Source organism: Acidobacteriota bacterium (genome assembly GCA_038040445.1).
Lineage (GTDB): Bacteria > Acidobacteriota > Blastocatellia > UBA7656 > UBA7656 > Onstottus_A > Onstottus_A frigus.
Genome location: JBBPIG010000002.1, coordinates 253,191 through 278,266 on the forward strand (window position 1 = coordinate 253,191; position 25,076 = coordinate 278,266).

At 55.8% G+C, this 25,076-nt stretch carries 24 protein-coding genes; 23 read left to right on the top strand and 1 reads right to left on the bottom strand.

Translation table 11 applies throughout. The features are described 5' to 3' along the window. Positions 1 to 33 precede the first annotated feature (33 nt). From AABO57_03235 to AABO57_03340, 22 genes are all read left to right on the top strand, one after another. Positions 34 to 162: a hypothetical protein gene (locus tag AABO57_03235; protein MEK6284734.1), complete on the top strand. Its 129-nt coding sequence runs from the start codon at positions 34 to 36 to the stop codon at positions 160 to 162. 97 nt (positions 163 to 259) lie between these two features. Further along, positions 260 to 751 (top strand): sigma 54-interacting transcriptional regulator, encoded by a 492-nt coding sequence (locus tag AABO57_03240; GenBank protein ID MEK6284735.1) that lies wholly within the window; start codon positions 260 to 262, stop codon positions 749 to 751. Between the two features lie 274 nt (positions 752 to 1,025). Continuing rightward, the gene (locus tag AABO57_03245; protein MEK6284736.1) at positions 1,026 to 3,263 is read left to right on the top strand and encodes an SUMF1/EgtB/PvdO family nonheme iron enzyme; all 2,238 of its coding nucleotides are present in this window, start codon (positions 1,026 to 1,028) and stop codon (positions 3,261 to 3,263) included. A 20-nt stretch (positions 3,264 to 3,283) separates the two neighbouring features. After that, entirely contained in the window at positions 3,284 to 4,054 is a 771-nt protein-coding gene (locus tag AABO57_03250; GenBank protein MEK6284737.1) for a DUF4384 domain-containing protein, read from the top strand. A gap of 26 nt (positions 4,055 to 4,080) precedes the next feature. After that, the gene (locus AABO57_03255) at positions 4,081 to 4,812 is read left to right on the top strand and encodes a DUF4384 domain-containing protein (protein MEK6284738.1); all 732 of its coding nucleotides are present in this window, start codon (positions 4,081 to 4,083) and stop codon (positions 4,810 to 4,812) included. Continuing rightward, entirely contained in the window at positions 4,809 to 5,978 is a 1,170-nt protein-coding gene (locus AABO57_03260) for a trypsin-like peptidase domain-containing protein (GenBank protein ID MEK6284739.1), read from the top strand. Before AABO57_03255 ends, AABO57_03260 begins: the two co-directional genes overlap by 4 nt. A 407-nt stretch (positions 5,979 to 6,385) precedes the next feature. Then, the gene (locus AABO57_03265) at positions 6,386 to 7,450 is read left to right on the top strand and encodes a VWA domain-containing protein (protein MEK6284740.1); all 1,065 of its coding nucleotides are present in this window, start codon (positions 6,386 to 6,388) and stop codon (positions 7,448 to 7,450) included. 130 nt (positions 7,451 to 7,580) lie between these two features. Further along, positions 7,581 to 8,642 carry a VWA domain-containing protein gene (locus AABO57_03270; protein ID MEK6284741.1) on the top strand — a complete coding sequence of 354 codons (1,062 nt, stop codon included), beginning with the start codon at positions 7,581 to 7,583 and terminating at the stop codon, positions 8,640 to 8,642. Between the two features lie 394 nt (positions 8,643 to 9,036). After that, the gene (gene corA / locus AABO57_03275; protein MEK6284742.1) at positions 9,037 to 10,005 is read left to right on the top strand and encodes a magnesium/cobalt transporter CorA; all 969 of its coding nucleotides are present in this window, start codon (positions 9,037 to 9,039) and stop codon (positions 10,003 to 10,005) included. 53 nt (positions 10,006 to 10,058) lie between these two features. Next, a complete protein-coding gene (locus AABO57_03280) occupies positions 10,059 to 10,322 on the top strand; it encodes a hypothetical protein (GenBank protein MEK6284743.1) in 264 nt (87 codons plus the stop codon). A gap of 76 nt (positions 10,323 to 10,398) precedes the next feature. Next, positions 10,399 to 11,376, top strand: coding sequence for a VWA domain-containing protein (locus tag AABO57_03285; protein MEK6284744.1), 978 nt, complete (start codon positions 10,399 to 10,401; stop codon positions 11,374 to 11,376). A gap of 483 nt (positions 11,377 to 11,859) precedes the next feature. Beyond that, on the top strand, positions 11,860 to 12,948 hold the full coding sequence (pstS, locus tag AABO57_03290) for a phosphate ABC transporter substrate-binding protein PstS (GenBank protein ID MEK6284745.1): 1,089 nt from the start codon (positions 11,860 to 11,862) through the stop codon (positions 12,946 to 12,948). Positions 12,949 to 12,975: 27 nt separating this feature from the next. Continuing rightward, positions 12,976 to 13,992, top strand: coding sequence for a phosphate ABC transporter permease subunit PstC (gene pstC, locus AABO57_03295; GenBank protein MEK6284746.1), 1,017 nt, complete (start codon positions 12,976 to 12,978; stop codon positions 13,990 to 13,992). Between the two features lie 40 nt (positions 13,993 to 14,032). Further along, positions 14,033 to 14,821, top strand: coding sequence for a phosphate ABC transporter permease PstA (gene pstA / locus AABO57_03300; GenBank protein MEK6284747.1), 789 nt, complete (start codon positions 14,033 to 14,035; stop codon positions 14,819 to 14,821). Further along, positions 14,818 to 15,087, top strand: coding sequence for a hypothetical protein (locus tag AABO57_03305; GenBank protein MEK6284748.1), 270 nt, complete (start codon positions 14,818 to 14,820; stop codon positions 15,085 to 15,087). Before pstA ends, AABO57_03305 begins: the two co-directional genes overlap by 4 nt. Before the next feature lie 35 nt (positions 15,088 to 15,122). Next, a complete protein-coding gene (gene pstB, locus AABO57_03310) occupies positions 15,123 to 15,887 on the top strand; it encodes a phosphate ABC transporter ATP-binding protein PstB (GenBank protein MEK6284749.1) in 765 nt (254 codons plus the stop codon). A 93-nt stretch (positions 15,888 to 15,980) separates the two neighbouring features. Next, a complete protein-coding gene (gene phoU / locus AABO57_03315) occupies positions 15,981 to 16,640 on the top strand; it encodes a phosphate signaling complex protein PhoU (GenBank protein MEK6284750.1) in 660 nt (219 codons plus the stop codon). Next, positions 16,634 to 17,347, top strand: coding sequence for a response regulator transcription factor (locus tag AABO57_03320; GenBank protein MEK6284751.1), 714 nt, complete (start codon positions 16,634 to 16,636; stop codon positions 17,345 to 17,347). The genes phoU and AABO57_03320 overlap by 7 nt, the downstream gene beginning before the upstream one ends. Before the next feature lie 88 nt (positions 17,348 to 17,435). Further along, positions 17,436 to 18,872 (top strand): ATP-binding protein, encoded by a 1,437-nt coding sequence (locus AABO57_03325; protein MEK6284752.1) that lies wholly within the window; start codon positions 17,436 to 17,438, stop codon positions 18,870 to 18,872. Further along, positions 18,869 to 19,177: a DUF1801 domain-containing protein gene (locus AABO57_03330; GenBank protein MEK6284753.1), complete on the top strand. Its 309-nt coding sequence runs from the start codon at positions 18,869 to 18,871 to the stop codon at positions 19,175 to 19,177. The genes AABO57_03325 and AABO57_03330 overlap by 4 nt, the downstream gene beginning before the upstream one ends. A 215-nt stretch (positions 19,178 to 19,392) precedes the next feature. After that, on the top strand, positions 19,393 to 19,860 hold the full coding sequence (locus AABO57_03335) for a hypothetical protein (protein MEK6284754.1): 468 nt from the start codon (positions 19,393 to 19,395) through the stop codon (positions 19,858 to 19,860). Positions 19,861 to 20,071: 211 nt separating this feature from the next. Continuing rightward, the gene (locus AABO57_03340) at positions 20,072 to 20,485 is read left to right on the top strand and encodes a hypothetical protein (GenBank protein ID MEK6284755.1); all 414 of its coding nucleotides are present in this window, start codon (positions 20,072 to 20,074) and stop codon (positions 20,483 to 20,485) included. Positions 20,486 to 20,601: 116 nt separating this feature from the next. Here the strand turns inward: AABO57_03340 and AABO57_03345 are convergent, their stop codons facing one another. Continuing rightward, the gene (locus AABO57_03345; GenBank protein MEK6284756.1) at positions 20,602 to 20,889 is read right to left on the bottom strand and encodes a hypothetical protein; all 288 of its coding nucleotides are present in this window, start codon (positions 20,887 to 20,889) and stop codon (positions 20,602 to 20,604) included. Between the two features lie 314 nt (positions 20,890 to 21,203). Here AABO57_03345 and AABO57_03350 point away from each other — a divergent pair, with 314 nt between their 5' ends. Next, a complete protein-coding gene (locus AABO57_03350) occupies positions 21,204 to 25,052 on the top strand; it encodes a TonB-dependent receptor (protein MEK6284757.1) in 3,849 nt (1,282 codons plus the stop codon). Positions 25,053 to 25,076 lie beyond the last annotated feature (24 nt).

The window sequence follows — 25,076 nt, forward strand, 5'->3', positions numbered from 1 at the left end:
TCCTCGTTTTTGAGGTCTCCGAGCGAGGAAGCTATGAAGATATTAGTAGTCGACGACGAAGACTCGGTTCGAGAATTGGTGAAGGACGCTATGGTGGAGCAGGGCTATCAGGTGTGGAGCGCCGCCAGCGGTAGAGAAGCGTTGGACCTGGGTGGCGAGTAAACACTCGACCTTGTCTTCTGTGATGTGGTAATGGACGGACTAACCGGTTTCCAGGTACTCGAGGCCTTTCGCGGAACTTTGCGCTCGCAGGCTGAGATTGTTTGAAGAGGCCGACGGCGGAACGCTGTTGTTGGATGAAGTGACCGAGACCAGCCCCGCTTTTCAGGTAAAGCTGCTGCGCGTATTGCAAGAGGGCGAGTTCCGTCCGCTGGGTACCAACTCCAAGAAGCGCGTGAATGTGCGGATGCTGGTAGCTTTGGAGCGATACGCCTGGCTAGGCAATGTGCGCGAGTTGAAGCACCTGATGCAGCAGCTCGCCGCGCTGAGTAGCGGCATTATCAGGATCGAGGACCTGCCGCCGGAATTCGTATCGACACCCAGGGTGGCCTCGGTGATGAACGAAGTGATTCCAGATGGCGACATGCCTACGCTGGGTCAGCTTGAATCCAGCTATTTGCTGCGCGTGTTGAGCGCGGTTGGAGGAAACAAGTCGCGCGCCGCTCAGGTGATGGGCGTGGACCGCAAGACGCTGTATCGAATGATCGAAAGGCAGGTGGACACGATGCCGGATAGGCGCAAGGTCTCATAAGACCATGCTGGCACTCGCGCCAAATCTCTTTTTCATACGGGTCAGATGCCCGCCGCGAAGACAAAGACCCGTTACACACACAAAGACCCGTTATCTTGACAAAGCTTACCACCTAATATAGTTTTCGCTTTGCGAGAGCTTCATCATTTCAAGGTTTCTCGTCCAAAGCATGAAAATTTGCCCGCAATGCGGTAGGGACTTCGACGATCAGCTTGAAGTCTGTCCTAACGACCGCTCAAAACTAATATCGATTGATTCGTCCGATGCTGATCCGATGATCGGCAAACTCTTGAGCGGCCGATACAGGCTCATTCGCAAAATCGGCGAAGGAGGGATGGGTGCGATCTACAGCGCCGTTCACACTGAGAACCTCCGCGTCTGCGCAATCAAACTGATGACCAGCCTGTCGCCAGGCAAAGACGATGCGATCGCGCGATTCAAGCGCGAAGCGAGGAATTCCGTCCGCATTGACAGCGTTCATGCTGTGACCGTTTATGATTCCGGTCAGACCGATGAAGGATTGCTCTTTCTTGCGATGGAGTTCATCGATGGCAAACCTCTGTCGCGAGTGATCGCAGAGCACCGCATATTGCCCATCGAGCGCGTCGTTCACATAACCAATCAAATCGCCGAAGCGTTGGCTGCCGCTCATGCGTTACCCATGATTCATCGCGACCTCAAGCCTGACAACATCATGATCACCCGCAAAGGCGCGAACACCGACTTCGTAAAGGTGCTCGATTTCGGGATCGCGAAGGCGTTGGCTGATCCGGGCGGCGATAACCTGACCAAGACGGGCTTCGTGCTTGGCACGCCTGTGTACATGTCACCCGAGCAGTTGCTCGGCGAAGAGCTGGATCCAAGGTCGGACATTTATTCTCTTGCGATCATCGTCTATGAAATGCTCAGCGGACGGTTGCCGTTCGAAGGGGATAATCCACAGGCGGTGATGATGAAGCGCGTAATGAGCGAGCCAGTCCGCCTCCGCGCGGTCGCGCCTTCCCTGAGCGAGGCAGTCGAGCTCGCAGTGATGGCCGGCCTCGAGCGGAACCGCGATTCGCGAACGCCAACCGTGGAAGCCTTTGCTTCTGAACTGAGCCGCGTGGTGCATAGCGGCACGCAAATGATGGGCGGAGTGGTGACCGGCCCGCTCACTACGCCTGAAGGAAGAGCAACAGGTCAATATGAAGGCCCGCAGACGCGCGTAAATACCGGCCCGGCTTTCACGGGCCACGCTGAGTCGTCGCGCCAGACATCCGGAGCGCGCGGCGACGTCAACACCTACGCGCGAACCGAGATGAGTCCTTCGATTACTCAACCTCAACGGCCAGAGCCGACGCCGCCTCAGATTCCAGCGCCCTCGGCTCCCATTCTTGCGGCGCCGGCCACGGTCAGGGATCTGCCCGACCCTCCACTCGCTGATCAAGTGGTCACCAGACCGGAGCGGCGCAGCGCGAAATGGGTTTGGCTCGGCAGCGTGCTGATTCTGGTGGTGATCGCGGCGATTCTTTACATAGTGTGGCCGCGCGGTTCCTCCCCCTCGGCCGGCTCGGGCTTCGTTTTGGTCGTTAAGGGCGCGCCGTCCGGCAGCCAGGTGTTCATCAATGAGGTTCCCCGCGAGGCGGTCGCTGCTGACGGCGCGCTCAAAGTGTCGGGCATCGATCCGGGCGAGGTGAAGGTTCGAGTCTCGCGCGAAGGCTTCACCGATTTCATGACCACGCTCAAGGGTGGCAAGGGGGAGATACAAGCCTGCGACGCCCAACTGCTGCCCGCGGCGATTGACTACGGCGGAGCGATGGTGGCTATACCGGCGGGCGATTTCGAAATGGGCGATAACAATCACGAGGCCGACGAACGCCCCGCACACCCAGTCACGCTTCCCGCGTACTATATCGACAAGTATGAAGTGACGAACGCGCAGTACAAGAAGTTCTGCGATGAGACAGGCAAGGCTTCTCCCCCAAATTTTCTGTTCGATCCGAACTACTTCACCGGCAAGCCCGACAACCCTGTGTTAGGTGTCCCCTTCGAGGACGCGTTAGCGTACGCGAGTTGGGCGAGCAAGCGGTTGCCGACGGAAGAAGAGTGGGAGAAGGCTGCCTCCTGGGACCCGGTCGCTCACAGGAAGCGCCTGTACCCTTGGGGCGACGAGTTCACGCCGGATCGAGCTAACATTGCAACCGGGAATCCCGTTCCGGTGACCCAGGCGACCGGAGACCTCAGCTTCTACGGCGTGTTGCACATGGCAGGCAACGCCGCCGAGTGGGTCAATGCTCCGTATAGACCTTACGAAGGAAACAAGACGCCCGACACCAACTACAACAAAGACGGGCGAGTGATGAAGGGAGGCACATTTTTTACGGCCAGCAAGCCCAATGAAGCCCGAACGTCTTATAGGAACTATCTCCCGAGAGTGTTCCCTAAAGATCTTAAAACGCCGGTCGGTATTCGCTGCGTCGTGGCCGCGGACGATCCCGGAATCCAGGCGCTTCTGCGAGCGCGCAGTAAGTGAATAAGCTAGAGGATAAATCCATGCGATCTCGATTATCGAAAACTTGCCTGATTGCGGCGGCAGCGTTGACGCTGCTCGTTCCCGCGATCTTCGTGCCCGGCGTCGATGCACAAAAACAAGGCGCGCCGTTGTGGGACAAAGTCGTCACAGTCGACCGAGTCAAGAAACCTGATCGCCCGACGGCCCGTAAGCTCCCAAAGACTCAGCAAGGTAACCTCCTGACTCTTCAGTGGCGCATGCTCAAGCGGGGTAATGGTAACGTTCAGCGGGAAGCCGACCCGAATCAGGTCTTCCAGACCGGGGACCAGCTTAAGCTCGCCGTCACGACCAACCAGAACGGATACCTATATGTGATTCATCGGATGAACAACGGCGACGGGAAGCTCGTGTTCCCGGACCCGCGATCTAACAATGGCCTCAACGAGGTGAAGAAGAACCAGGAATACGTCGTGCCATCTTTCTGCCCTAGTTTCGCTGACCCGAATGATTGCTGGTGGAGAATGGACCCACCAACGGGTCGCGAGAACTTCATAGTGGTGTTCAGCCGCGATCCTTACGATAAGCTTCCCGGTCGCGTCGCAGCAGTCAATGACGACTACGAGAACCCAATTGTCCAACGTGACCTGATTGACGATCTCATCAACGCCTCCCGTCAGAAGATAAGAAAGGCGGCGGGTCGACTAACCATTCCCGGCAAGCCACCCGCCCGCTTCGCGACGTGGTTGCAGAATATTAACCTTAAGGACAACGAGGAACTCATCGCTACGATCCAACTGAAACATGGGGACTGAGTCGGCGAGGAGAAGGAGCATAATCAATGAAACGCATAACCAGATTCACACTTGCCTCACTAGCCGCCATGACTTTGATAACGTCGACGGCAACATCCACTGCGCAAGTCAAAAATACCAAGAAGAACACCGAGGCCGCTCGCGCCCGCGGACTGTTCATCAGCAAGAAGTCGGATGCGATGAGCATTCTCGTGGAGAAGATCGACGGCGCGCTCCGGGTCCCCGTCGACCCGAGTAATGAATTCAAGGCCGGGGATCGGATCAAAATCCAATTTCAAAGCAACTTCGAGGGGTTCATCTACGTCGTGAACATCCAGCCAAGCGGGAAGAGGTGCCTTATGTTCCCCAATCCGGACGCCGCGGACAACGCGGTACGCCCCGACGAGCAATATGACATTCCACCGGGCAACCTCACTATGCAGTTCGACGAGGAGAAAGGAACCGAGGTCCTTCAGGTGATCATGTCCCGCGATCGTATTCCATTTCTGGATGCTGCGCTCAAGGAACCAGAGGGGTGTTTCTCGGAATCGGCTTCCAGCGCTGCCGCTGAGCTGCAAGGTGGTATCGCCAAGAAGGTCACGCCGGTCGTGCCGCAAGGTGAGGGCAACAACAAGGTCCGTTCACGAGACATCATTCTCGCTCCCGGCAAGGACAAAGACGTGAAGGGCTCAGTCGTCGCAATTCCCGACACTGGCGGAGGCGGTAAGCTCAAGTCGGGCGAGATCGCTCCGTTCGAGATTCGGCTCAAGCACAAGTGATCAGAATTTTTCTTCCCAGTAGAATCAGGCTGGCGGCAGCTCTCCTCGCTGTGGCGGCCGTCTCCGCTTGCATGTTCATTGTCCCGGCGGCCAGGGGACAATCTGCAAACAAGGAAGCCGTCCTATCGCCCGAGGCTCGCGCCCTCGTCCGCCAGGCCATCGCTTCGACGGCGCTCGTCTCGGTTCGCAACTCGAGCGATTCTTCCAATTTGGGTCCGCGCGTACGAGGATCAGCGGTAGTCGTGCGCGCCGACGGAGTATTGGTCACCAATTACCATGTCATCTTAAACACCCGGACCAGCCGCTCATACGACGAGATCTTCGTTAGTCTTTCCGGCGACGGCGACGCGCTTTCATCCTCCGCTCGATATCGAGTCAAGCCTCTGCTGATAAACAAGGAATACGATCTGGCTTTGTTGCGCGTGGAATCGGACGCCGCCGGTAATCCAGTTCCAAAGTCGTTCACCTTTCCCAGCATCGAGATGGCGGACTCGCGCAAAATCAGCCTTTTGGAAGACCTGTTCATCATCGGCTTTCCCGAGAGAGGCGGTTCGACCGTCACAATCAATCGAGGTGTCGTCGAGGGCAAAGATCTATTGGCGAACTGGATCAAGACCAATGCCCGCGTGATCCACGGCAACAGCGGAGGAGCGGCGGTTAACAGCGAAGGCAAGCTGGTCGGCATCCCGACAAAGGTACTCGCCGATGAACAGGCGGTCGACAGAGACGGCGATGGCTTTCCCGACGACTATCGCCGCTTTGGCGCGGTAGGTTTTCTGCGACCCTCTCACCTTGTTGCCGCGATGGTTGCCCAACTAGACGACAAAAACGCAGTGAGCCAGCCGGCTCCCGTGGCGCCGAAAATGATCGAGTCATCGAAGCTCATCAGCGTTCGTGGACTCGTCAGGTCGGCTGCGGGCGGCAAGCCAATCGCCGGCGCGCTGGTTGGGCTTCTCCCGCTTGGAGAGATCAGCGTAACTGAAACGAGTCTGCTGACCTGGGCCAGCACCAACTCCGAAGGCGAGTTTAGACTCAACAGACCAGTTCCGCCGGGTCGATATACGCTCAAGGCTAAGGCGCTCGCCAGGCAGGCTTACACGCTCGATATCGAAATTGTTCCCAACTCGTCTCTGCTGATCATCGAGATGCGTGCATCCGATCAGTAAATGCCTTCCCTTATTGCAGCCGGCGTGACCGCAAAATCGAAGGCGCTCGAATCCTGACAAGGCGGGCAAGGGCGACGGCTGCGGAGTTCGAGTTCTCCGGAGCGGTGACCTGAGCGAGGGTGATGCCGGTGTTGGAACGATCGCACAAAGAAATCACGAATCAAGCACTACAAGCTTGATTGCAACTTTGTTTATGGTTAGAATGAACTCGCTCGTGGACGGGCAAAGCATCTGGAGCGTCCGCGGAGCGGCAGCAGCACTCAGCCGGTTGTTCTGATCGGCGCTCTTTCTGAATCGTCAAGAAACCTGCGGTGGCGACAGCGGATGCCGCCTGACGTTTGGTGTTCGAGCCGGGCTTAATAGGTCAGCCTCCTTCGAGGCTAGCCGTGAAACCGGGGGCAATCGTCATGAAAAAGAATCTCGCGTGCGCCTTCTTGACCGCGCTCGTCGTTCTAGCGCTGTCCCAAATCCTTGCTCTATCGGCCGGACAGGATAATAAAGGCTCGCCCCCGGCCCCAAAAGTCGAACCCGCAAAGGCCAAGCCTTCCGAGACACCCGCCCCGGTCAAGACAAGCGCCGACGACAACGCGCTCGCCGCAAAACCCGACAATAACAAGGTACAGAAACAAGCTGACGGGAAGATCATCCTGGACACCGAAGTCGTCAACGTGATCATAAGCGTCACCGATCCTTATGGCAGATTCGTCACCGGACTGGGCAAAGACCACTTTGAAGTCTTCGACGACAAGGTGAAGCAGCAGATAGCGCATTTCACCGATGACGACTCCCCGGTTTCCCTTGGGATCGTCTACGATGTATCCGGCTCCATGAAGGAGCGCGTCAGCCGATCCATTCGCGCGCTGCGCCGCTTCATCGAGACTTCACACAATGACGACGATTTCTTCCTCATAGGTTTCAATGATCGCGCCAAGCTCGTTCAAGACTTCACCACATCGGGAGACAGCATTCTCGGCAAGCTGATGTTCGTCAATCCACGCGGCTCGACTGCGCTTTACGATGCGGCCTACCTTGCAGTCGAGAAGGTCCAGCAGGGCCGACACTCAAAGAAGGCGCTCCTGATAGTCTCCGACGGTCAGGACAACAACAGCCGCTACACATACAAGGAACTTCGCAACAGGGTCAAAGAAGCGGACGTGCAAATCTACGCGATTGGTATAACGGATCCGGTCAATGATTCGCTCGCGGGGTTCGGCCGTGGGATTCTTGAAGAAATGACACGGATGACCGGCGGCCGCGCATTCTTCCCCAACGCTTACAATGAGCCCGAACTTGTCGAGATATGCACCCGCATCGCATTGGAGCTTCGCCATCAGTATTCCGTCGGCTTCTATCCGACTGACATTGCCAGCGAAGTCAAATGGCATAAGGTTCAGGTAAAGGTGAATCCGCCGCGGGGCCTTGGCCGGCTGTCGCTCACCTACCGAGACGGATATCCATCGTTCAAGAAGTAACAACTGCTTTAGACCGCAATCGCAAACTGCCCTCCCGTTCATGCTTTCGGCAACGGTTGAGGCGCATCCATGCATCCCACGCCTCGGAGTCCTGTTTTCAAATATTGATACCCCGGAGTAGAATCCTGTTATGAAGTTCGAATCGGGTAGATTGGCTTTCGTCGCCGGCGTGGTTATCACTCTCAGTTTCCTTGTCGCAGGCTTTCCTTCACCGTCACTAGCCGGCGCCGGTCAGCAGCGACCCGACAAGCCCAAACTCCAGAAACCGCAGCAGCCGAAAGACGACGAGTCGCAACAGAAGCCGCAACAGAAGGATGACGCACCCATACGCATTGGCACCGACCTGGTATTGCTCGACGTGACGGTTGTCGATCCGTCGAACAAGCCGGTCATGGACCTGAAGCGCGAGGACTTCGCGGTGAGTGAAGACAAGCTCGCCCAAAAGATTGAGTTCTTCAGCCGCGACCAGGTGCCGGTATCGCTGGTTTTCACGATCGACACGTCCGGCTCGATGCGTCCTAAACTGGACACCGTCGTTAAGGCTTCGACCAACCTGGTGAAAGAGAGTCGCTCCGGCGACGAGATCGCTGTCATAGAGTTCAAGGACCAGCCGGAGCTTTTAGAAGAGTTCAGCGGCGACATCAATGATGTGATCGATACGCTCAACGGACTAGTCGCTTCGCGTCAGACCGCGATGCTCGATGCTCTGTACCTTGGTGCCGACTACGCAAACAAGGAAGGCAAGAACCGCCGGAAGGCTGTACTGGTGGTGACCGACGGGCTCGACAATGATAGCTACTACAAGTTCGGTGAAGTGGTAAGTCATCTTCGGGAGATCGATGTTCAGATTTACCTGATTGGATTCATCAGCGATCTAGATCGGGACTCGGGTCTGTTTAAGAAGAGCGCGAAAGAAAAGGCTGAGACGCTTCTAAACAAGCTTGCAGAAGAAACGGGCGGCAAGGCCTTCTTTCCCAGAGAACTATCAGAGGTTCACGCAATTGCACAGCAGATCTCGACCGATCTGCGTACGCAGTATTCAATCGGCTACTATCCGACCAATTCCAAAAAAGACGGTTCGTTCCGCGCTGTGAAAGTACAAGTGAACGGCGGCACACGGCGATTGGTCGCGCGCACTCGCAACGGATACACCGCGCCCCGCGAGGGCGAAGCGCACAACAACAGCAAGTAGGCCTGACAGACCCGTTTCAGGATCCCTGACATCGTCACCGGCAATCTGACCGCGCTCATCAAGCGGGCTCCCATTACCAAGCTAGAATTGTGTCCGTTACCTGATGGAGCGTCCGCTTACCGCTCATGCTGGTATGACTTTTCGTTGCCGAGATTGCGACGGACGCAGTGTTGCTTTTCTTTGTTCGCTAGAGTCAAGGTGTTGTCTCCCGCCTGTTAACTACTAAGCTTCAGCAATTCAACCTATCGAGTGTTCGCACAACAATGCCCTAACAGAAAAGAAGACCTTCATTGAGAAGGGGCAGGAACTAATTCATATTTGATGGTCTTGCGTTTGATTGATAATATTGCGCGCTGCTTTCTTTGAATTCATTTCCGGAGCGATGAGGTAATCTGTGATTAAGACGCTTGTGCTCAATCGTGAAACCAAAACTTTCACCAAAATTGATGATCCTGATGAAATCAATCAGCTCTGCGCAATACCATCCAATATTATTTGGGTAGATGTGGCTGATCCGACAAGCGCCGATTTTGAAGAATTAGCTAAAGAATTTGGCTTTCATCCCCTGTCGATCGAGGACTGCCGCAACGAACATCAGCGCCCTAAAGTTGAAGAGTTCGAGGGCTACTACTTTATCGTTCTTTATGAAGCTGAATTGGTCCTGGAAAGACATCTGGAACTTCGCGAGTTGAATATTTTTCTAGGCAAGAACTATTTAGTCACTGTTCATAGCCAGCCTATACGCACGTTGGAAACTGGTGAACGGCTCTGGCGGGGGTGGACGGATTTAGCTGAAAGAGGCACGGGTTTATTGGCCTATCTGCTCATAGACGCAATTGTGGATGATTATATGCCTCTGCTTGATGCGATTTCTGATCGAATGGATGAATTGGAGGATAAGATCTTCGTGGATTTTCAGGCAGAAGCATTGGAAGAGATTTTCCGCATAAAGAAAGATTTGCTCTTCCTGCGCCGGTCGGTCACGCCTTTGCGAGATGTGTTCAATACGCTGCTGCGTCGCGAACAGCAAATCTTTTCACGCGAGACTTACATCTACTTTCAGGATGTCTTCGATCATTTGATTCGCGTCGCTGACACCATTGATACTCTACGCGATTTGCTGGGAGCGACAATGGATGCCTACTTGTCGGTTTCAGGAAACCGAATGAATATGGTCATGAAAAGATTGACCTCGATTTCAGCTATTCTTATGTCGATCACGCTCATTGCCGGAATCTATGGGATGAACTTCGACTTTATGCCCGAACTGAAATGGAGATACGGCTATGTCGGCGCACTAGGCTCAATTCTAGCGGTTGGTGTTTCCCTTTATCTCTATTTCAGAAGGATCAAATGGCTATGAAAGAAAACCAGCTCAACAAACAGAAGCACAAGAGACATAGAGGGTGGAACCGATTGCGCAGGACTAAAAACGGCGCCGAGACGACCAGGCAATACACGGAGCAAGACATTCACAGCTTGGCGCATAACCAGAGTAGGGTCACCGGGATTATGCGCCCCAATACGGGCGACCTTCATATGCCCTCGGATTTAGCAGAGACTGGAGACGGGCAACAGACCAATAGCCCGCCCCGTGTTATGCTGGTAATTATCACCCTGGCGTTGATTTTCATAGCTATCATTACCTACCTGGTCAGCCAGATGCCCAAAAAAGATTAATACTCGCGCCCGCGCTCGTCGACTTTCTTAGCGATGGCCGCTTATATTATGAAGATGTGATGCGTCTGGGATTAAAGTGAAAGCAGCTTCAACGTTCAAAGGCAGTCCCTGTAAAGCCGGTCTCGCTGGCGCATTGGCTACGGTGCTGGTCGTTGCGCCTGCTCTTGCCCAGCAGGATGAGAGGCCCATCAAGCTCGCAACCGATCTGGTTATGGTCAATGCCACGGTTACTGACAAAGATGGTACTTTCATTCGCGATCTGAAAACTGACGATTTCGTGATCTACGAAGACGGCGAGGCGCGGAAGATTGACTTCTTTGAAGCGACTGAGGAAGCGGCGTTGACCTGTCCGCTCGCCGTAGTTGTGGCGATTGACACTTCGGGCAGCATCAGGCAGGAGGAGATTAGCCGCCAGCGCGAAGCTACCGAGAACTTTGTGAAGCTCGTGCGGCCGGAATCTCTCTTCGCAATCATCGCTTTCAGCAGCGAAACCCGCGTGCTTCAGGACTTCACAAGTGATGCAAGGAAGATCAGTCAGGCATTTCAGCGACTAGGCGAGGTGGGAGGATCATCAAGAATCTTCGGCTCGATTGACCGCGCGATTTCGATGCTCAAGCGGGCGCCGCGCTTCCGCAATGGCCGAAGACTTCGCCGTGTCGTTATCGTGCTGACCGATGGCTACGACAACGTCAGTCCACCGGACCAGTCTGAAATGATCCGCCGCGCGAATGATGCCGAGGTGACCGTTTACTCTATAACACTGCCTTCATACATTGCTGGAGTAGGCGCCAATCAGCGAGCCATGACATTGCTCGACGTGTCGCAGGTCGTGCCTCGAACTGGGGGCAAGGACTTTTCGGCTGACAAAGACTTAACGCCGATGTTCAAGGCGATTGCTGAAGAGATTCGTTCGACCTACACGATCGCGTACTACCCGCCGGAGAAGTTCCGCCGAGACGGGCGGCTTCACCAAGTTCGCATTGAGTGCAAGAGAAGCGGAGCGATAGTTCGCGCCAGCCGCAACACCTATGAGGCGCCCAGACAAGCATCCTAAACTAGCGCCAAAGGCACGAGGATCAAGAACTAGAAAACAATCCCTGGCTGGAATAGTATTCATAATATGAAACGACCGCGTGAACTTCGTATTTGCGCATTCTCGCTTTTGAGCGCAAGTGCACTACTTCTAATAGGCATCGGGGTCGTCTCAGCTCGACCGGCTCAACAACCCACCCTATCGCAGGATTCGCGACCACGGAAGGTAACTCAAGAACAAACCGATAAGCCAATCAAGCTGAGCGCGAGTCTGGTCACCGTTATTGCAGCGGTTGGCCGATTCTGAAACAGAACCTGTGCTCCCGCAATTGCGGATGGACTGCTGCGGATGGACTACTCGGCTAGCCAGGCGTGCGGCCGACCGTCAAACCATGGGACGGCCTTTTAACGGAGCCTTAACGCTAATGTCACAACTTTGTAACGCGGCGTCTTTATACTCGGCTCTTAGGATTTCCACACTTCTTCGTGGAGGACACGAGTCTAAATGATCAATCAAAACAGAGCGGCGCGAACCATCGCCGCGTTCCTTGTAGCCGTGCTGTCCGCACTAGTTCTCAGCGCTTGCACGAGCTCACCGACGGGTTCGAACGCCGAGGTACGGTTAACCGGCGCGGGGGCGACTTTCCCAAATCCGATCTACCAGAAATGGTTCAGCGAGTACAACAAGGCCCACCCAAACCTGAAATTCGACTATCAATCAATCGGGTCGGGCGGCGGCATCAGACAAATCTCGGAGCGAACTGTTGACTTCGGCGGATCGGATGCGCCCATGAAAGATGAGGATCTCAAGACAGCCAAAGGCGAGATCCTTCATATCCCAACTGTACTGGGCGCGGATGTGATTACGTACAACTTGCAGGGCGTCTCGACAGACCTCAAGCTCAGCCCCGAAGCGATTGCGGGAATTTTTCTCGGCCACATCACAAAATGGAACGATCCACAAATCGCATCGTCGAATCCGGGGGCAAATTTGCCCGCGTCTGACATTGCAACCGTGCATCGGTCGGATGGCAGTGGCACCACTTTCGTGTTTACCGACTATCTTTCAAAAGTGAGCCCCGAGTGGAAAGAGAAAGTGGGCGCGGGAACGTCGGTCAACTGGCCGGGCAAAGGCCTGGGCGCTAAAGGCAATGAAGGCGTAACCGGTCAAGTAAAGCAGACGCCGAACTCAATAGGGTACGTCGAGCTGATCTACGCAGAGCAGAACAAGCTCCCATATGCTTCGGTAAGAAATGCCGCCGGAGGGTTCGTGCGCCCCGAGCTTGAATCAATCACGGCGGCCGCCGCGGGAGCAGCGGGCCAGATGCCGGATGATCTCAGAGTGTCGATTACAAACTCGCTCAGTGCCAGCGCATACCCGATCTCGTCCTTTACTTACCTGCTCGTATACAAAGAGCAGCAAGATCAAGCGAAGGGAAAGGCGCTCGTCGATTTCTTATGGTGGGCGATTCACGATGGCGAGCAAATGGCGAAAGACTTGCTCTACGCTCCGCTTCCGCAAGAGGTGGTCAAGAAGGCCGAGCAAAAAATCGACTCGATCACCTATCAAGGTAAGCCGCTTCGCACGAGCTAGCTGCAAGTCCAGTTCCGGAATGTCTTCATGAATCCTGTGACACCAGATAGCGCGGCGTCGACTGCTGCTCCTCTCCGTTCATTTCCCAGGTGGGTCGCATCGTTACTCGCGTCGTCACTTGGAAAGGGGCGCCTCGCGGATCGGGTGTTCAAGCTGACGACTCTTGTTTTCGCGGTAGCGATAGCCGGGCTGGTGGTATTGATAATTGTTCAGATGGCCAGAGACTCGATGCTTACGTTCGAGAAGTTTGGCCTGAGTTTCATCTGGCGCGAAGTGTGGGACCCGGTGCGCGACGAGTTCGGCGCACTGCCATTTATCTACGGCACCGCAGTGTCTTCGATAATCGGCTTGTTGATTGCCGTGCCTGTGAGCATAGGCATTGCAGTTTTCCTCGTGGAACACGCGCCACGAGTCCTTTCAACGCCCGTCTCGTTTCTGGTGCAGTTGCTTGCGGCCATTCCGTCGGTAGTGTACGGCTTATGGGGCATCTTCGTGCTGGCGCCCTTGCTGCGCGACTCGGTGTATCCGCGAATTCAATCCGCATTGGGCTTTCTTCCCCTGTTTCAGGGGAATCCGAACGGGCTTGGGTTGATGACCGCCGGGATAATCCTTTCGATCATGATCGTGCCTATCGTCACCGCCGTCACGACTGACGTCATGCGAGCAGTTCCCCGAGCGCAGCCTGAAGCATCACTCGCGCTCGGCGCCACGAAGTGGGAGGCAACGCGGGTGGTGCTACAAAACGCGAGATCGGGCATAACCGGCGCTGTGATACTCGGCCTGGGCCGGGCTGTGGGCGAGACGATGGCGGTAACAATGGTCATCGGGAACCGGCCACACATCTCGGCGTCGCTCTTCGATCCTTCCTTCACTATCGCATCAGCCATTGCAAACGAGTTCACCGAAGCCACGACCGAGATTTATCGCCACGCGCTGGTCGAGCTTGGGTTGATCCTGTTCATAATCACCTTCGTGATTAACGCGCTAGCCAGGCTGCTTGTGTGGGGAGTGACGCGCGGACAAGGGAAGGTTGCGCATGCGTAGTCAACGGCGTCGCAAACTGCTGAGCAGTGTGATGACCTTTATGACCGGCCTATTTGCCGCGCTGGTCATCATCGCCCTGATAGTCATCCTCGGTTACATCGCGGTTACCGGCGTGAGCGAATTGAACATCAGTTTCCTGATCAACAGCCCGAAGCCTGTCGGCGAACCGGGCAGCGGAATCGCCAACGCGATCGTCGGCACACTTATCCTGATCGGGATAGCGTCCGCAATTGGGCTACCGGTTGGAATACTGGCCGGGCTTTATCTGGCCGAATTCGCTTCGAGTCGGTTCGGCAACGCGCTGCGCTTCTTGATCGACACACTGACGGGCGTTCCGTCAATCGTCGTCGGCGTGTTTGTATGGACGGTGATGGTCCGTCCGATGGGTCACTTCTCGGCGATGGCTGGCGGTGTATCGCTTGCTATGATAATGATGCCGATAGTCGCGCGCACCACGGAAGAAATGATTCGGCTCGTGCCTCAGAGCATGCGCGAGGCAGCGCTTGCGCTCGGCGCGCCGGTGTGGCGAATGAGCCTGGGAGTAGTGCTGCGGGCAGCAGCAGGCGGCGTTGCAACAGGCGCGATGCTTGCGATCGCTCGCATTGCGGGCGAGACCGCGCCGCTGCTATTCACTGCGCTCAGCTACAATTACATGAGCACGGACATAAATCAGCCGATCGCGTCGCTTACGTATCAAATTTTTTACTATGCAGGGTCACCTTACGAGCAGTGGCACGCGATGGCCTGGGCCGCAACGCTCGTGCTGGTTGCGATGATACTGGCTATCAACGTCGCGGTGAAGTTCCTTGCGAGGAACCGTTATCAATGAGCGCGCTACCAAACAAAAAGCGCGTGCTTCTTCTTTGCACAGGCAATTCGTGCCGCAGCCAGATGGCCGAAGGCTGGTTGCGCGAGCTAGCCGGCGATGAGTTCGAGGTGTCAAGCGCTGGAACCAATCCGACGAGCGTGAATCCGATGGCGGTCCGAGTGATGGCCGAGCTCACAATAGACAGAGCGTCAGATCAACATTTATGCAAAGGCGAAATCTCGCAGGAACAATCGTACGCGCCCCTTATATGGAAAAGGAAACCGTAGACCCCCAGTTCAAAGCCCACAACCAGTCGGGTGAGTTGGCGCCGGAGCTCAAGATGAGCATCGAGAAGCTGAACTTCTACTATGGCCGCGTTCGCGCTTTGAAAGACATATCGCTCGACATTCGCTCGAAACAGGTGACTGCCTTCATCGGGCCGTCAGGCTGCGGTAAGTCAACGCTGATTCGCACCTTGAACCGAATGAACGACGTGATCCCGGGAATTCGCGTCGAGGGTTGCGTGACGTTGGATGGTCAGGATCTGTACGCGCCTGCGACGGACGTGGTGGAGTTGCGCCGCCGCGTGGGGATGGTCTTCCAAAAAGCGAACCCTTTCCCGCGCTCGATCTTTGATAACGTCGCCTATGGCCTTAGAATTAACGGGATGACCCGCTCAAAGGCCGAACTCGCTGAAAAGGTCGAGGCCAGCTTGCGAGCGGCGGTTCTCTGGGACGAGGTGAAAGATCGCTTGAAGGAATCGGCATTCGGGCTGTCGGGCGGACAGCAGCAGAGGGTTTGCATTGCGCGAGCGCTCGCCGTAGAACCCGAGGTGGTTCTGATGGATGAGCCGACTTCGGCGCTTGATCCGATAGCAACGCAAAAGATCGAAGAGCTGATTGCCGACCTCAAGCAGAAGTACACGATTGTGATCGTGACTCACAACATGCAGCAGGCAGCTCGCATCTCGGACCGGACGGCATTCTTTTGGCTGGGAGAGCTGATCGAGTTCAACACAACGGAAAAGATATTCACGAAACCCGAAAAGCGAATGACTGAGGATTACATCACCGGGAGATTTGGATGAATGATGGTCCGTAGTCCGTAGCTCTCTCCACTACGAGCCAGGTCTAAGGACTACGGACCACGGACTACGGACTACTGACTACGGACTATTAGCATGCATAAGCGACTCATCGAAGACAATCTGGACCTGCTGCGAGACAAGCTGCTGATCATGGGCGGCGCCGCCGAAAAAGCAATCATGCTCTCGATGCGGGCGCTCATCGAGCGCGACTCCGACCTTGCTGAGCGCGTTATTCGCGAGGACGACGCGATCGATCAAATGGAGCTGGAGATCGACCAGATGTGCGTCGACGTGCTTGTCCTCAAACAGCCTGCGGCCAGCGATCTGCGTTTCGTCGTATCGGTCGCCCGAGCGGCGCCCACCGTCGAGCGCATAGCCGATCACGCCGTCAACATTGCTAAACACGCGCTCTCGCTTAACAACCAACCGGAGATTGGCGCGCGTATCGAGCTGTCTACCATGGCGAAGGTCGTGCAGGAGATGTTGGTCGATGGGCTGGACGCCTTCACATCAGGCGATCCCGAACGCGCGCAGGCAACCATCTCGCGCGACGATGAAGTGGATGCGCTCTACGACAGACTCTTCGCGCAGATGATTGAGGCAATGACGCGCGACTCATCAACTGTATCGCGCGGCGCCGAGTGGTTGTTTGTGTTGAAGCATCTCGAACGCATAGCCGACTACGTAACCAACATCTGCGAGCAGATCGTCTATATGGCACGCGGACACGTCATCAAACACACTGTATGGTAGCAAGCGATCAGACCCGCCTCCGCACAATAATCATCGTCGAAGATGACGAAGACATCGCCGACTCGATCCGTTACAACCTGGAACGGGAAGGCTTTCGCGCTCGCCTGGCGGCGACGGGCGAAGACGCGCTCAACCTGATACTCGATCGTCCGCCGAATCTTATACTCCTCGATCTCAATCTTCCCCACATGAGCGGCTTCGAGTTGTGCCGCCGCTTGCGCTCTGAAGCGACGACCGCGCAGGTGCCAATACTGATGCTAACGGCGCGCACGGATGAAACAGATAAGGTGCTCGGCTTGAACATTGGCGCCGACGACTACATAACCAAGCCGTTCAGCATGCGCGAGCTTGTCGCGCGAGTTAATGCCGCGCTGCGCCGCGCGGAGGGTTCAGAGGTCAATCGCCCGGTCTTCGACGACGGATCGCTCAGGATCGATCCTTCTACTTTCACGGTGAACTATCGCGGGCGCGATGTGCGGATGACGCGCAAAGAGTTCGCCTTGCTGTCGGAACTCGCGCGCAATCAGGGTCGCGTATTGACGCGCGAGGTGCTGCTCGACCGAGTGTGGGGCGTGAGTTATTACGGTGATTCCCGCACGCTGGACGTTCATATTCGAAGGCTTCGTCAGAAGCTCGACGATCCTTCGGTGATTGAAACAGTAACAGGGATAGGATATAGGTTGGTCGATAGCCGCAAGCAGAACTAATTGGATTCTAGATTTCGGATTTTGGATTGAGGGAACAGCGCCTCCAACGCCACGTTCGACAATCTAAAATCTAAAATCCAAAATCAGTATGAAGGATCTTGCCCGACGAGTCTGGTTGGTGACCTTTGGAGCGCTGCTTATCTTTGTGGTCTACGAGACTATCAAGACAGTGCTGTTCCCACACCTCTCGGCGATCAACTCGCACCTCATCACCGTTATCGTAGTGGCAGTGATGACCTTCTTTGTGTCGCGCTACGCACTCGGCCGTTATGGCGGCGCTCTGGGTGAGATTCAGCGCCAAACTGCGATCACCGAAGAAACGAATCGGCTGTTGGCCGGCGTGCTGGCCACGATGCGCGAGGCCGTCTTGATTGTCGATTCACAGATGCGCGTCGCGCTCTACAACGATGCGGCGGCGCGGATATTCAAGCTCCCGGCGGCGAGTGCGGGTAAGCCGGGCACGCGTCGGCCAACGTCTGAGAGCACAATCGGCGAAAGCTTCAACGGAGAACCGATGCCCGCACGCTCGCAGATTGATCCGGCCTGGGCTTCATCTGGCGTCGTCGACTCGGCTCGCGCGTATCGCTTGACGGACGCGACTCGAGATCCGGCAATCAACAGGGCCTTCGCCCGCGTGATAGAAGACAAGACGCCGGTCGAGTTGCGCGTCGAAATGGCAGACCGCGAACGTCGCAGTTTTCAGTTGAACATCGTGTCGCTTGGCATCGATCTCGCGGTGGGAATCTTCTTCGACATCACTCAACTCGAGAGGCTCGAACGCGTCCGGCGAGAATTCTTCGCCAACCTGTCGCATGAGTTGCGCACTCCGTTGACGGCGATGCTGGCTTGCTCAGAGACCCTACTGAGTGGCGCGATAGATGATCCGGCCAGCCGAACGAGGTTCGTTGAAACTCTCTTCAAACACGCCACGCGGATGAGCGAACTGATCTCGGACATCTCGGATCTCTCAGCTATCGAGTCGGGTCAGGTCGAGCTTACCCTCAAGCCTTTGAGGCTGCGGCCTGTCGTCGCCGATGTTGTTGCTCTACTCGAGTCGCGCAAAGCAGATATCGACATCTCCTTCAGCGCGTCGATTGGCGAGGATGTCTTCGTGCAGGCCGACCGCACGAGGCTGGAACAGATTCTGTACAACTTGATTGACAACGCGGTGAAGTTCAACCGGCCGGGCGGCTCCGTCAGGGTCACGGCGGAAGAACAAGAAGGGGGTGTTGTCGTAAGCGTCGAGGATACAGGCGTCGGAATCGAAGCATCTGATCTGCCCCGCATCTTCGAGCGGCTCTATCGCGGTGACAAATCACGCTCTCGAAAGACGGAGGGCACGGGGCTGGGGCTTGCCATCGTCAAGCATCTGGTACGCGCGCACGGCGGCGAGGTTTCCGTTGTGAGCAAGCTGGGCGCCGGCTCTTGCTTTACATTCGCGATGCCAGTCGCGCCCACCACGGAAAAAGCTGATGCAGGTATTTGCGGCCCTCTGGAATCATTGATAGCCAAGCAGACCAAATGACCGACAAGCACAAAGATGTTGATTCGTACCTCGATTCTCTGAGCGCACACAAAAGACCTCACTTGAACAAGCTGCGCGCTATGATTCGGAAAGCCGTTCCCAAAGCTACAGAGTCAATCAAATACAACCTGCCCTACTACGAAGCCAATGGTATGCTGTGCGCCTTTGCTGCTCAGAAGAACTATTTCAGCTTCTATGGGCCATCCACATCTTCCCGCGAGAGTGAATGGCCCCTTCGCGTTCCCCAGGGAACGCAGGCCAGGTCCATGGTAGTGAAGCGTGTTGAACTTCACGTCAAATGTTGATGAATGTTCTGTGAACCTTTCCGACTCCCAAATAATTCAGCCAAAAGCGCGAGGTTTCTTCGCTAGGACAATTCACACAAAGTTAAGAGTGAGGCCACACCAATCTAACTCTTCGCGCCTATCCTTCATGAAGCTGGACGCCGGCTAAGCGCCCTGAAGCACACCTCGCCGCGGCTGACAGCGCGCGGACTGTGCGAGCAGGACAGGGAGGAATCATGAATACCCGCTATCTAGAAGAGCACGCCGTTGAGACAGCTCAATTCAACCTCACCCGGGTCGATCGGCGCATTGATGAGCACCGCGCACACACCTTGCTGCTGGAACTTAGTTCATCCGCGGCATTGGATCGAATCGACCGAGCAAGGCTCGATGGAGATATTTGCACATTTTGGTCCGTCGAATTCGCGAACGAATCTGAAGAAGAATTTGCGCGGACGCTTGAAGCGCATCGAATCCTCTGGCGGTACAAACCTCGCACGTTTTCCGTCGAATGGGACCAGGAAGGAAACTTTGTGGATAGCTTCACTCCGGGCTTCTATCTACCAGCGCAAAACAGATACCTTGAGGTGGCAGCGCCGGATTGTCGCGTATCCGCCATCGCTCGGAAGGTTCGACTGCTTCGCCAGCAGTACTCCCTCATCAAAATCGATCTGATCTTCTGGCAGGGATCGTCGCAAGCATAGTTGTTCAATCGGGTCAATCAGCTCTGCTCTCTCCCTCTTCCCGGCGTCGCGGCTTTTACAAATATTTAATCCGCTCGTCACGTGAATTTAACGCGCGCGTCATAGCATCCCACTCCGCACTGTGGTAAATTCTTGGCCACTTAATTACCGTTGTGACCTAAGGGGTAACTGAGACCCTAACGCGTTTTCATCAAGACAAACGGAGGTGGAGATGGTTATAGATTTCGTGCCTATTAAGATCACCCGAGCAGATGAGAGCAAAGTGCGGCGGGCATCGGCCAGCAAAGAACGTTATGTTGTGCCTTTCGCGCTGTCCGCTAAGCCGCCTCGAGATTGGGAAGACATTTTTGACGACGTCTGGCGATCTCATCGCAAGGGATCGGCCGCTCCAAAGGCACAAGCCTACGTGAGAAAAAGCGAACTGGTGATCGAGTGTGCTCTCAGCGAAATCAAGCCGGTCTTTCCAAACCTCCGCTCATCGGTGGACGCCGCCAACGAGAAGTACCTGGTGTTCCTGAAACAGAAGGCCGAGAAGGATGAAAAGAAGCGGCGCAAGCGTGAAGAGGAAAAGCTTTTAGAGAGAACAGCGGTGCACGAGGCACTTGAGGGCCTGGACTTCTCGTAGCTCGCATCCGCGCCTTAAGACCATCGGAGCAGCCAGTAACTGGCCACCTGTGCGAACACAGCATAGCCAGCCGGAGATACCGCCTACGGAGAATAGAGTATGGGCACTTTAGTGATTCAAAGGTCGCGTAGGAAATCGCGGGGATCCCTATCCTTCAATTGAATCTTCTTGCGAAGCCGCCCGATCGCCTTGTTCGCCTGATTGTACTTCATCACCGCTTGTTCGATTTGCCTCTGACGCTCGAGCTGGCGCGCATTGCCGCCAATCGTGGAGATGCGCTCGGCATCGTTATAGTCTCGGACCACGCGGCGAATAACCATGGCTCGATTCTCAGCTTTGCGCACCAGCCGTCTAGCTTTCTTCTCTACCTTCTTTGACATCTTTTGCAACCCTGTATGTTCCATTGTGATTCCTGCCATGAAGCAAATCTAAACGAGCAGGGTTATCAGAGTATGAATTCTTGTTGAAATAGTTGTGAACTCTGCGGGTTCGTAAGATGACCTTCCATCGGCAAAGCTTTCACATCTATTTAACGTCACCTTCATAACTCATTAACCGTGCCCTGCTAGACTCCGCCATCTGAATGGCCAGATTGCAAAGCTGAAGCGGCGACACACATACCAATTTTCGCCGTTTCCACCTGGGTTGTCTGCGCAGGCGACTTGAATCGACTAACCAGGCAAACAATTCTCTCAACATGAGCAGGAGGCATAGACTGATGAAGCCAAGAACTACGCATATCCGCCCATTTCTCTACAAGAAACTAGCGAAGACACTAATCGTCTTCTTGCTGCTATCAGGTTTCACCACACCGTGGTCCAAGACCTGGGCGCAGTCGGGTCCGACCGGCACATTGACCGGCGCGGTCACCGACCAAACCGGCGCACTGGTGGCTGGCGCCGCCGTCACTATCACCAACGCCGCGACGAAATCCAGCAGGAGTGTCACCACAGATCATGAAGGGCGATGGAAGGTTACCGCCCTTGATGTTGGCACTTATACTCTCGTTGTTGAGACCACAGGCTTTAAGAAGGCGATTGCTGAGAGAGTCGAGGTCGAAGCGGCAGTCCCGCGAACCGTCGATATCAAGCTTGAGCCCGGCGCGATCCAGGAGGCGGTAAACATTGTTGCCGGGAGCGAGGTGTTGCAGCGCGAGACAGCTACAACCTTCCGTCAGCTCAACTCGCTCGAGCTACAGGAAGTGCCTTCGTCGACGCGCAGCTTTACTCACCTGCTGTCAGCCGAAGCAGGCGTGAGCGCAGACCTTCCGCCAGTGCTCACAAACAGCAATGGCAATCTCTCGCCGTCGGTAAACGGTTTGCGCCCCACGTCAAACAGCCTGCAGTTTAACGGCGTTGACACCACCAACATCACCTCGAACGAAGGCTCGCTTACGGACAACATTTCGCCCGCACCTGAAACGCTTCAGGAGGTCAAGCTGCAGACGAGCCTCTATGACGCCTCAACCGGGCGGAGCGGCGGCGGGAACTTCCAGTTGATAACCAAGTCGGGCGGCAACGACTTCCACGGCTCACTCTACTGGTTCCTTCAAAACGAGAAGTTCAACGCGAACGACTTCTTCTACAACAAAGACGGGATCAACCGGCCGGTGGCGCGCCGCAATGAAGGCGGCTTTGCTATTGGCGGCCCTATCATCAAAGAGCGGTCGTTTTTCTTCGGAAGCTACCAGCGAACGCAGGCCAAGACTGGGTTTGTGCCGACCGCGCAGAGCATCACTCTGCTTCCGCGCGCATTGGATTTAGTCGGAACTGATCGCTCGGCTGCGGCTTTGATCAGTGCTTTCAAGCAACTCAATCCCGGCTTTAACCTCAACGCTTCGCAGGTGTCGAGGTTTGCGCTGAACCTGCTTAACCTCAAGAATCCGGCAACAGGCGGCTTCATCATCCCTGCGCCGAGCAGCCTTCCCGGAGTAAAGGATTTGGTTGACGCCAATGGGGTCCCGCTGGTGGATCTTGAAGGAAATCCGCTCGCGCGCTTGCGTCAGGTCTTTCCCGCTGAGTTCGAGCAAGACCAGTTCACCCTTCGCAACGATACGCAGTTGACGACGGCTAACAAGCTGGCCGTCACATTCTTCTTCTCGAATTTCCCCGGCCTCGATCCCTTTCCGGATCCATCGAGCCTTGCATCCCCGTTTACCCTCGAGCGTAATGACCGCGCGCGGGCGCTTTCCGTTTCTGACATTCACTTGATAAGCAGCCGGGCCGTCAACGAAGCGCGCTTTGGCTATTTCAAGCTGAATAACACGCGGCAGGGCGCCGCGCAGTTTGACGGCATCACAAGTGAGAGCGTGCTTGAGGGGACAGGGGTGCCGATTCAGCAATTCAACCCTTCCGTGCTGTTCGACGACAGCTTGGCCACACGCCGTCTCGGACACTACACGGCCGCTCCGAATTTCAATTTCTCGTTCGGATACCCGAATGACTCCTACAACACGCGCAAGCAGCAGACCTATACGTTAGCGGACATTCTCTCTTACACGCGGGGCGCGCACACGCTGCGACTGGGCGGCGAGTACAAGCGGCACTTCTATGACACGAGTTTGCCGGAAGAGCAGCAGACCGAGTTTGAAAAACAGCGCGGCTTCACGTCGCTGCTTCGAGGGTTGACGACCGAAGGCGATACCCAGTTCGGCATCACCGAAAAGAATTTCCGCATGCACGATTTGAGCTGGTTCGTGGCTGACGACTGGAAAGTCTCGCGCCGTCTGACGCTCAACGCCGGCCTGCGTTGGGACTGGTTCGCTTGGCCCACCGAAAAGAACGGCCGCATCGGCAACGTGGATTTCGAGCAGGTCGGACCGAACCTTTTGCCGAGCGCTTTCATCGTGCCTAAGAATGTAAAGTCCACGGGTTTCGGCGCAATTGACGCAACGGTCGCAACCGCGGTGAAAATCGATAACAACCACACGCTGAAAGGGGAGGACCTGAACAACTTCCAACCGCGATTAGGATTTGCCTGGACCCCATTTGACTCAAGCCGTCTGGTCGTTCGCGGCGGCTACGGAATCTTCTTTGACCGTCCATCTGCGGCGTTCGTCAACACGATCTTTTCAAACTATCCATTCCTGCGCGAGATCGAAGTGACAGCCCCGAGCAACGCCGTTCCTTTCCTGACCGCGTTCTCGCAGCAGAATCCGAACTTGCCGTTTAGCCAGTTCCTGCCGTTCAGGATTATCCTCAGAAGCGGCGTATATGAGATACGCGACAACACCGGCGTGACAAGAGGCGCGGACGGCACGCTCAACGCGAATGATCCTGCCACCGGACAGCCCACCCTCGGTAACATCGCCGAGACGTTCGAGTTTCGGGCGATAGACCGCGGCCTGCGCACGCCTTACATCCAGCAATGGAATCTGGGGTTCCAGCACGAGCTAGCCAAGAATCTGCTCATCGAAGCGCGATACGTTGGGACTAAGGGGACAAAGCTGCTGCAAGCTCTCGCGTTCAATCAGCCATTCGATTTGAATGATCCTTCGACCCCTGACTACATCTATCAGCGTTTCGTTGATGCTTACGTCGCGGCAGGCTCGCCGCGCGGCGCGCTCAATGCCGGAAGCACGGCGCGCGCGCGCGGCCTTGGCAAGGCGTTCGGATTCACGAATCCGCTCAGTGGCCAGATCGACCTGAACTTCTCCCAGCCGGTTGCGCTTGTGAACGGCCAGCCCAACCTCACGCAGCGAGTCATAATACCGTTCGAGGCTCGCGGGGTGAGCCTCGGGTTCAACATACCTGAAGCGCTGCTTCTCACATCAAGTGGCAATTCAACCTATCACGGATTGCAGCTTGGCTTGATGAAAAGGATGTCGAACGGATTGCAGTTCAATGCCGCATACACCTTCTCGAAATCAATGGACACAAGCTCGTCTGATCCCGGCTCGACGGCAGGCGGCGGCAAGCCCGACGTTCCAAACGTCGGATTCGTGCTTCAGGGCAATCAGCGAGACGTTCGCTCGAGCCGTGCGCTTTCGGACTACGATCGGCCGCATCGCGTCTCATTGTCGTTCGTCTACAACATTCCAAGCTTCGGCAGCGATTCGCGCCTGTTCACAGGCTGGCAGATAGCCAGTTTCATTCAGGCGCAGTCCGGCACTCCGTTCAGTATCTTTACATCGGAGCCTGAAGCGCGAACGCTGGGAGATCTGCTCTCTTTGAATCTCGGAGCGGGCGGACTGTACCGGCTAGGCTTTGGGCGTCCTAGCCTCAAACCGGGCACGACACTTGACGATCTCAGGCGGACGGGAGCCGACCCGACTGAGGCTTTCTTCAACAAGGATGTGCTTGCCAGCCCGCTTGGGGGCTTTGGCAACATCGGGCGCAATGTTCTTCGCGGGCCGAATCAGAAGCGATTTGACGTGAGCCTGTCGAAGACGACGAGGATAGTTGAAGACGTTAACATCGAGTTCCGTTGGGAGGTTTTCAACCTCTTCAACAACGTCAACTTCGCGACGCCCAACAACGACCTGCAAGACCGGCTTGATCTCGGAACGATCACAAACACGGTAGGCGGGCCGCGCGTGATGCAGTTTGGGCTGAAGCTCAGGTTTTAGCGAGCCTTAGAACTAAACGGACAG

Coding starts and splice junctions, on each gene's coding strand:
- AABO57_03245 (MEK6284736.1), top strand. CDS start 1,026: ATGATCGGCAAACTCTTGAGCGGCCGATACAGGCTCATTCGCAAAATC.
- AABO57_03340 (MEK6284755.1), top strand. CDS start 20,072: ATGGTTATAGATTTCGTGCCTATTAAGATCACCCGAGCAGATGAGAGC.
- AABO57_03345 (MEK6284756.1), bottom strand. CDS start 20,889: ATGGAACATACAGGGTTGCAAAAGATGTCAAAGAAGGTAGAGAAGAAA.
- AABO57_03335 (MEK6284754.1), top strand. CDS start 19,393: ATGAATACCCGCTATCTAGAAGAGCACGCCGTTGAGACAGCTCAATTC.
- AABO57_03305 (MEK6284748.1), top strand. CDS start 14,818: ATGAGCGCGCTACCAAACAAAAAGCGCGTGCTTCTTCTTTGCACAGGC.
- AABO57_03330 (MEK6284753.1), top strand. CDS start 18,869: ATGACCGACAAGCACAAAGATGTTGATTCGTACCTCGATTCTCTGAGC.
- pstA (MEK6284747.1), top strand. CDS start 14,033: ATGACCGGCCTATTTGCCGCGCTGGTCATCATCGCCCTGATAGTCATC.
- AABO57_03270 (MEK6284741.1), top strand. CDS start 7,581: ATGAAGTTCGAATCGGGTAGATTGGCTTTCGTCGCCGGCGTGGTTATC.
- pstS (MEK6284745.1), top strand. CDS start 11,860: ATGATCAATCAAAACAGAGCGGCGCGAACCATCGCCGCGTTCCTTGTA.
- AABO57_03255 (MEK6284738.1), top strand. CDS start 4,081: ATGAAACGCATAACCAGATTCACACTTGCCTCACTAGCCGCCATGACT.
- AABO57_03235 (MEK6284734.1), top strand. CDS start 34: ATGAAGATATTAGTAGTCGACGACGAAGACTCGGTTCGAGAATTGGTG.
- AABO57_03250 (MEK6284737.1), top strand. CDS start 3,284: ATGCGATCTCGATTATCGAAAACTTGCCTGATTGCGGCGGCAGCGTTG.
- AABO57_03265 (MEK6284740.1), top strand. CDS start 6,386: ATGAAAAAGAATCTCGCGTGCGCCTTCTTGACCGCGCTCGTCGTTCTA.
- pstC (MEK6284746.1), top strand. CDS start 12,976: ATGAATCCTGTGACACCAGATAGCGCGGCGTCGACTGCTGCTCCTCTC.
- AABO57_03350 (MEK6284757.1), top strand. CDS start 21,204: ATGAAGCCAAGAACTACGCATATCCGCCCATTTCTCTACAAGAAACTA.
- AABO57_03320 (MEK6284751.1), top strand. CDS start 16,634: ATGGTAGCAAGCGATCAGACCCGCCTCCGCACAATAATCATCGTCGAA.
- AABO57_03325 (MEK6284752.1), top strand. CDS start 17,436: ATGAAGGATCTTGCCCGACGAGTCTGGTTGGTGACCTTTGGAGCGCTG.
- phoU (MEK6284750.1), top strand. CDS start 15,981: ATGCATAAGCGACTCATCGAAGACAATCTGGACCTGCTGCGAGACAAG.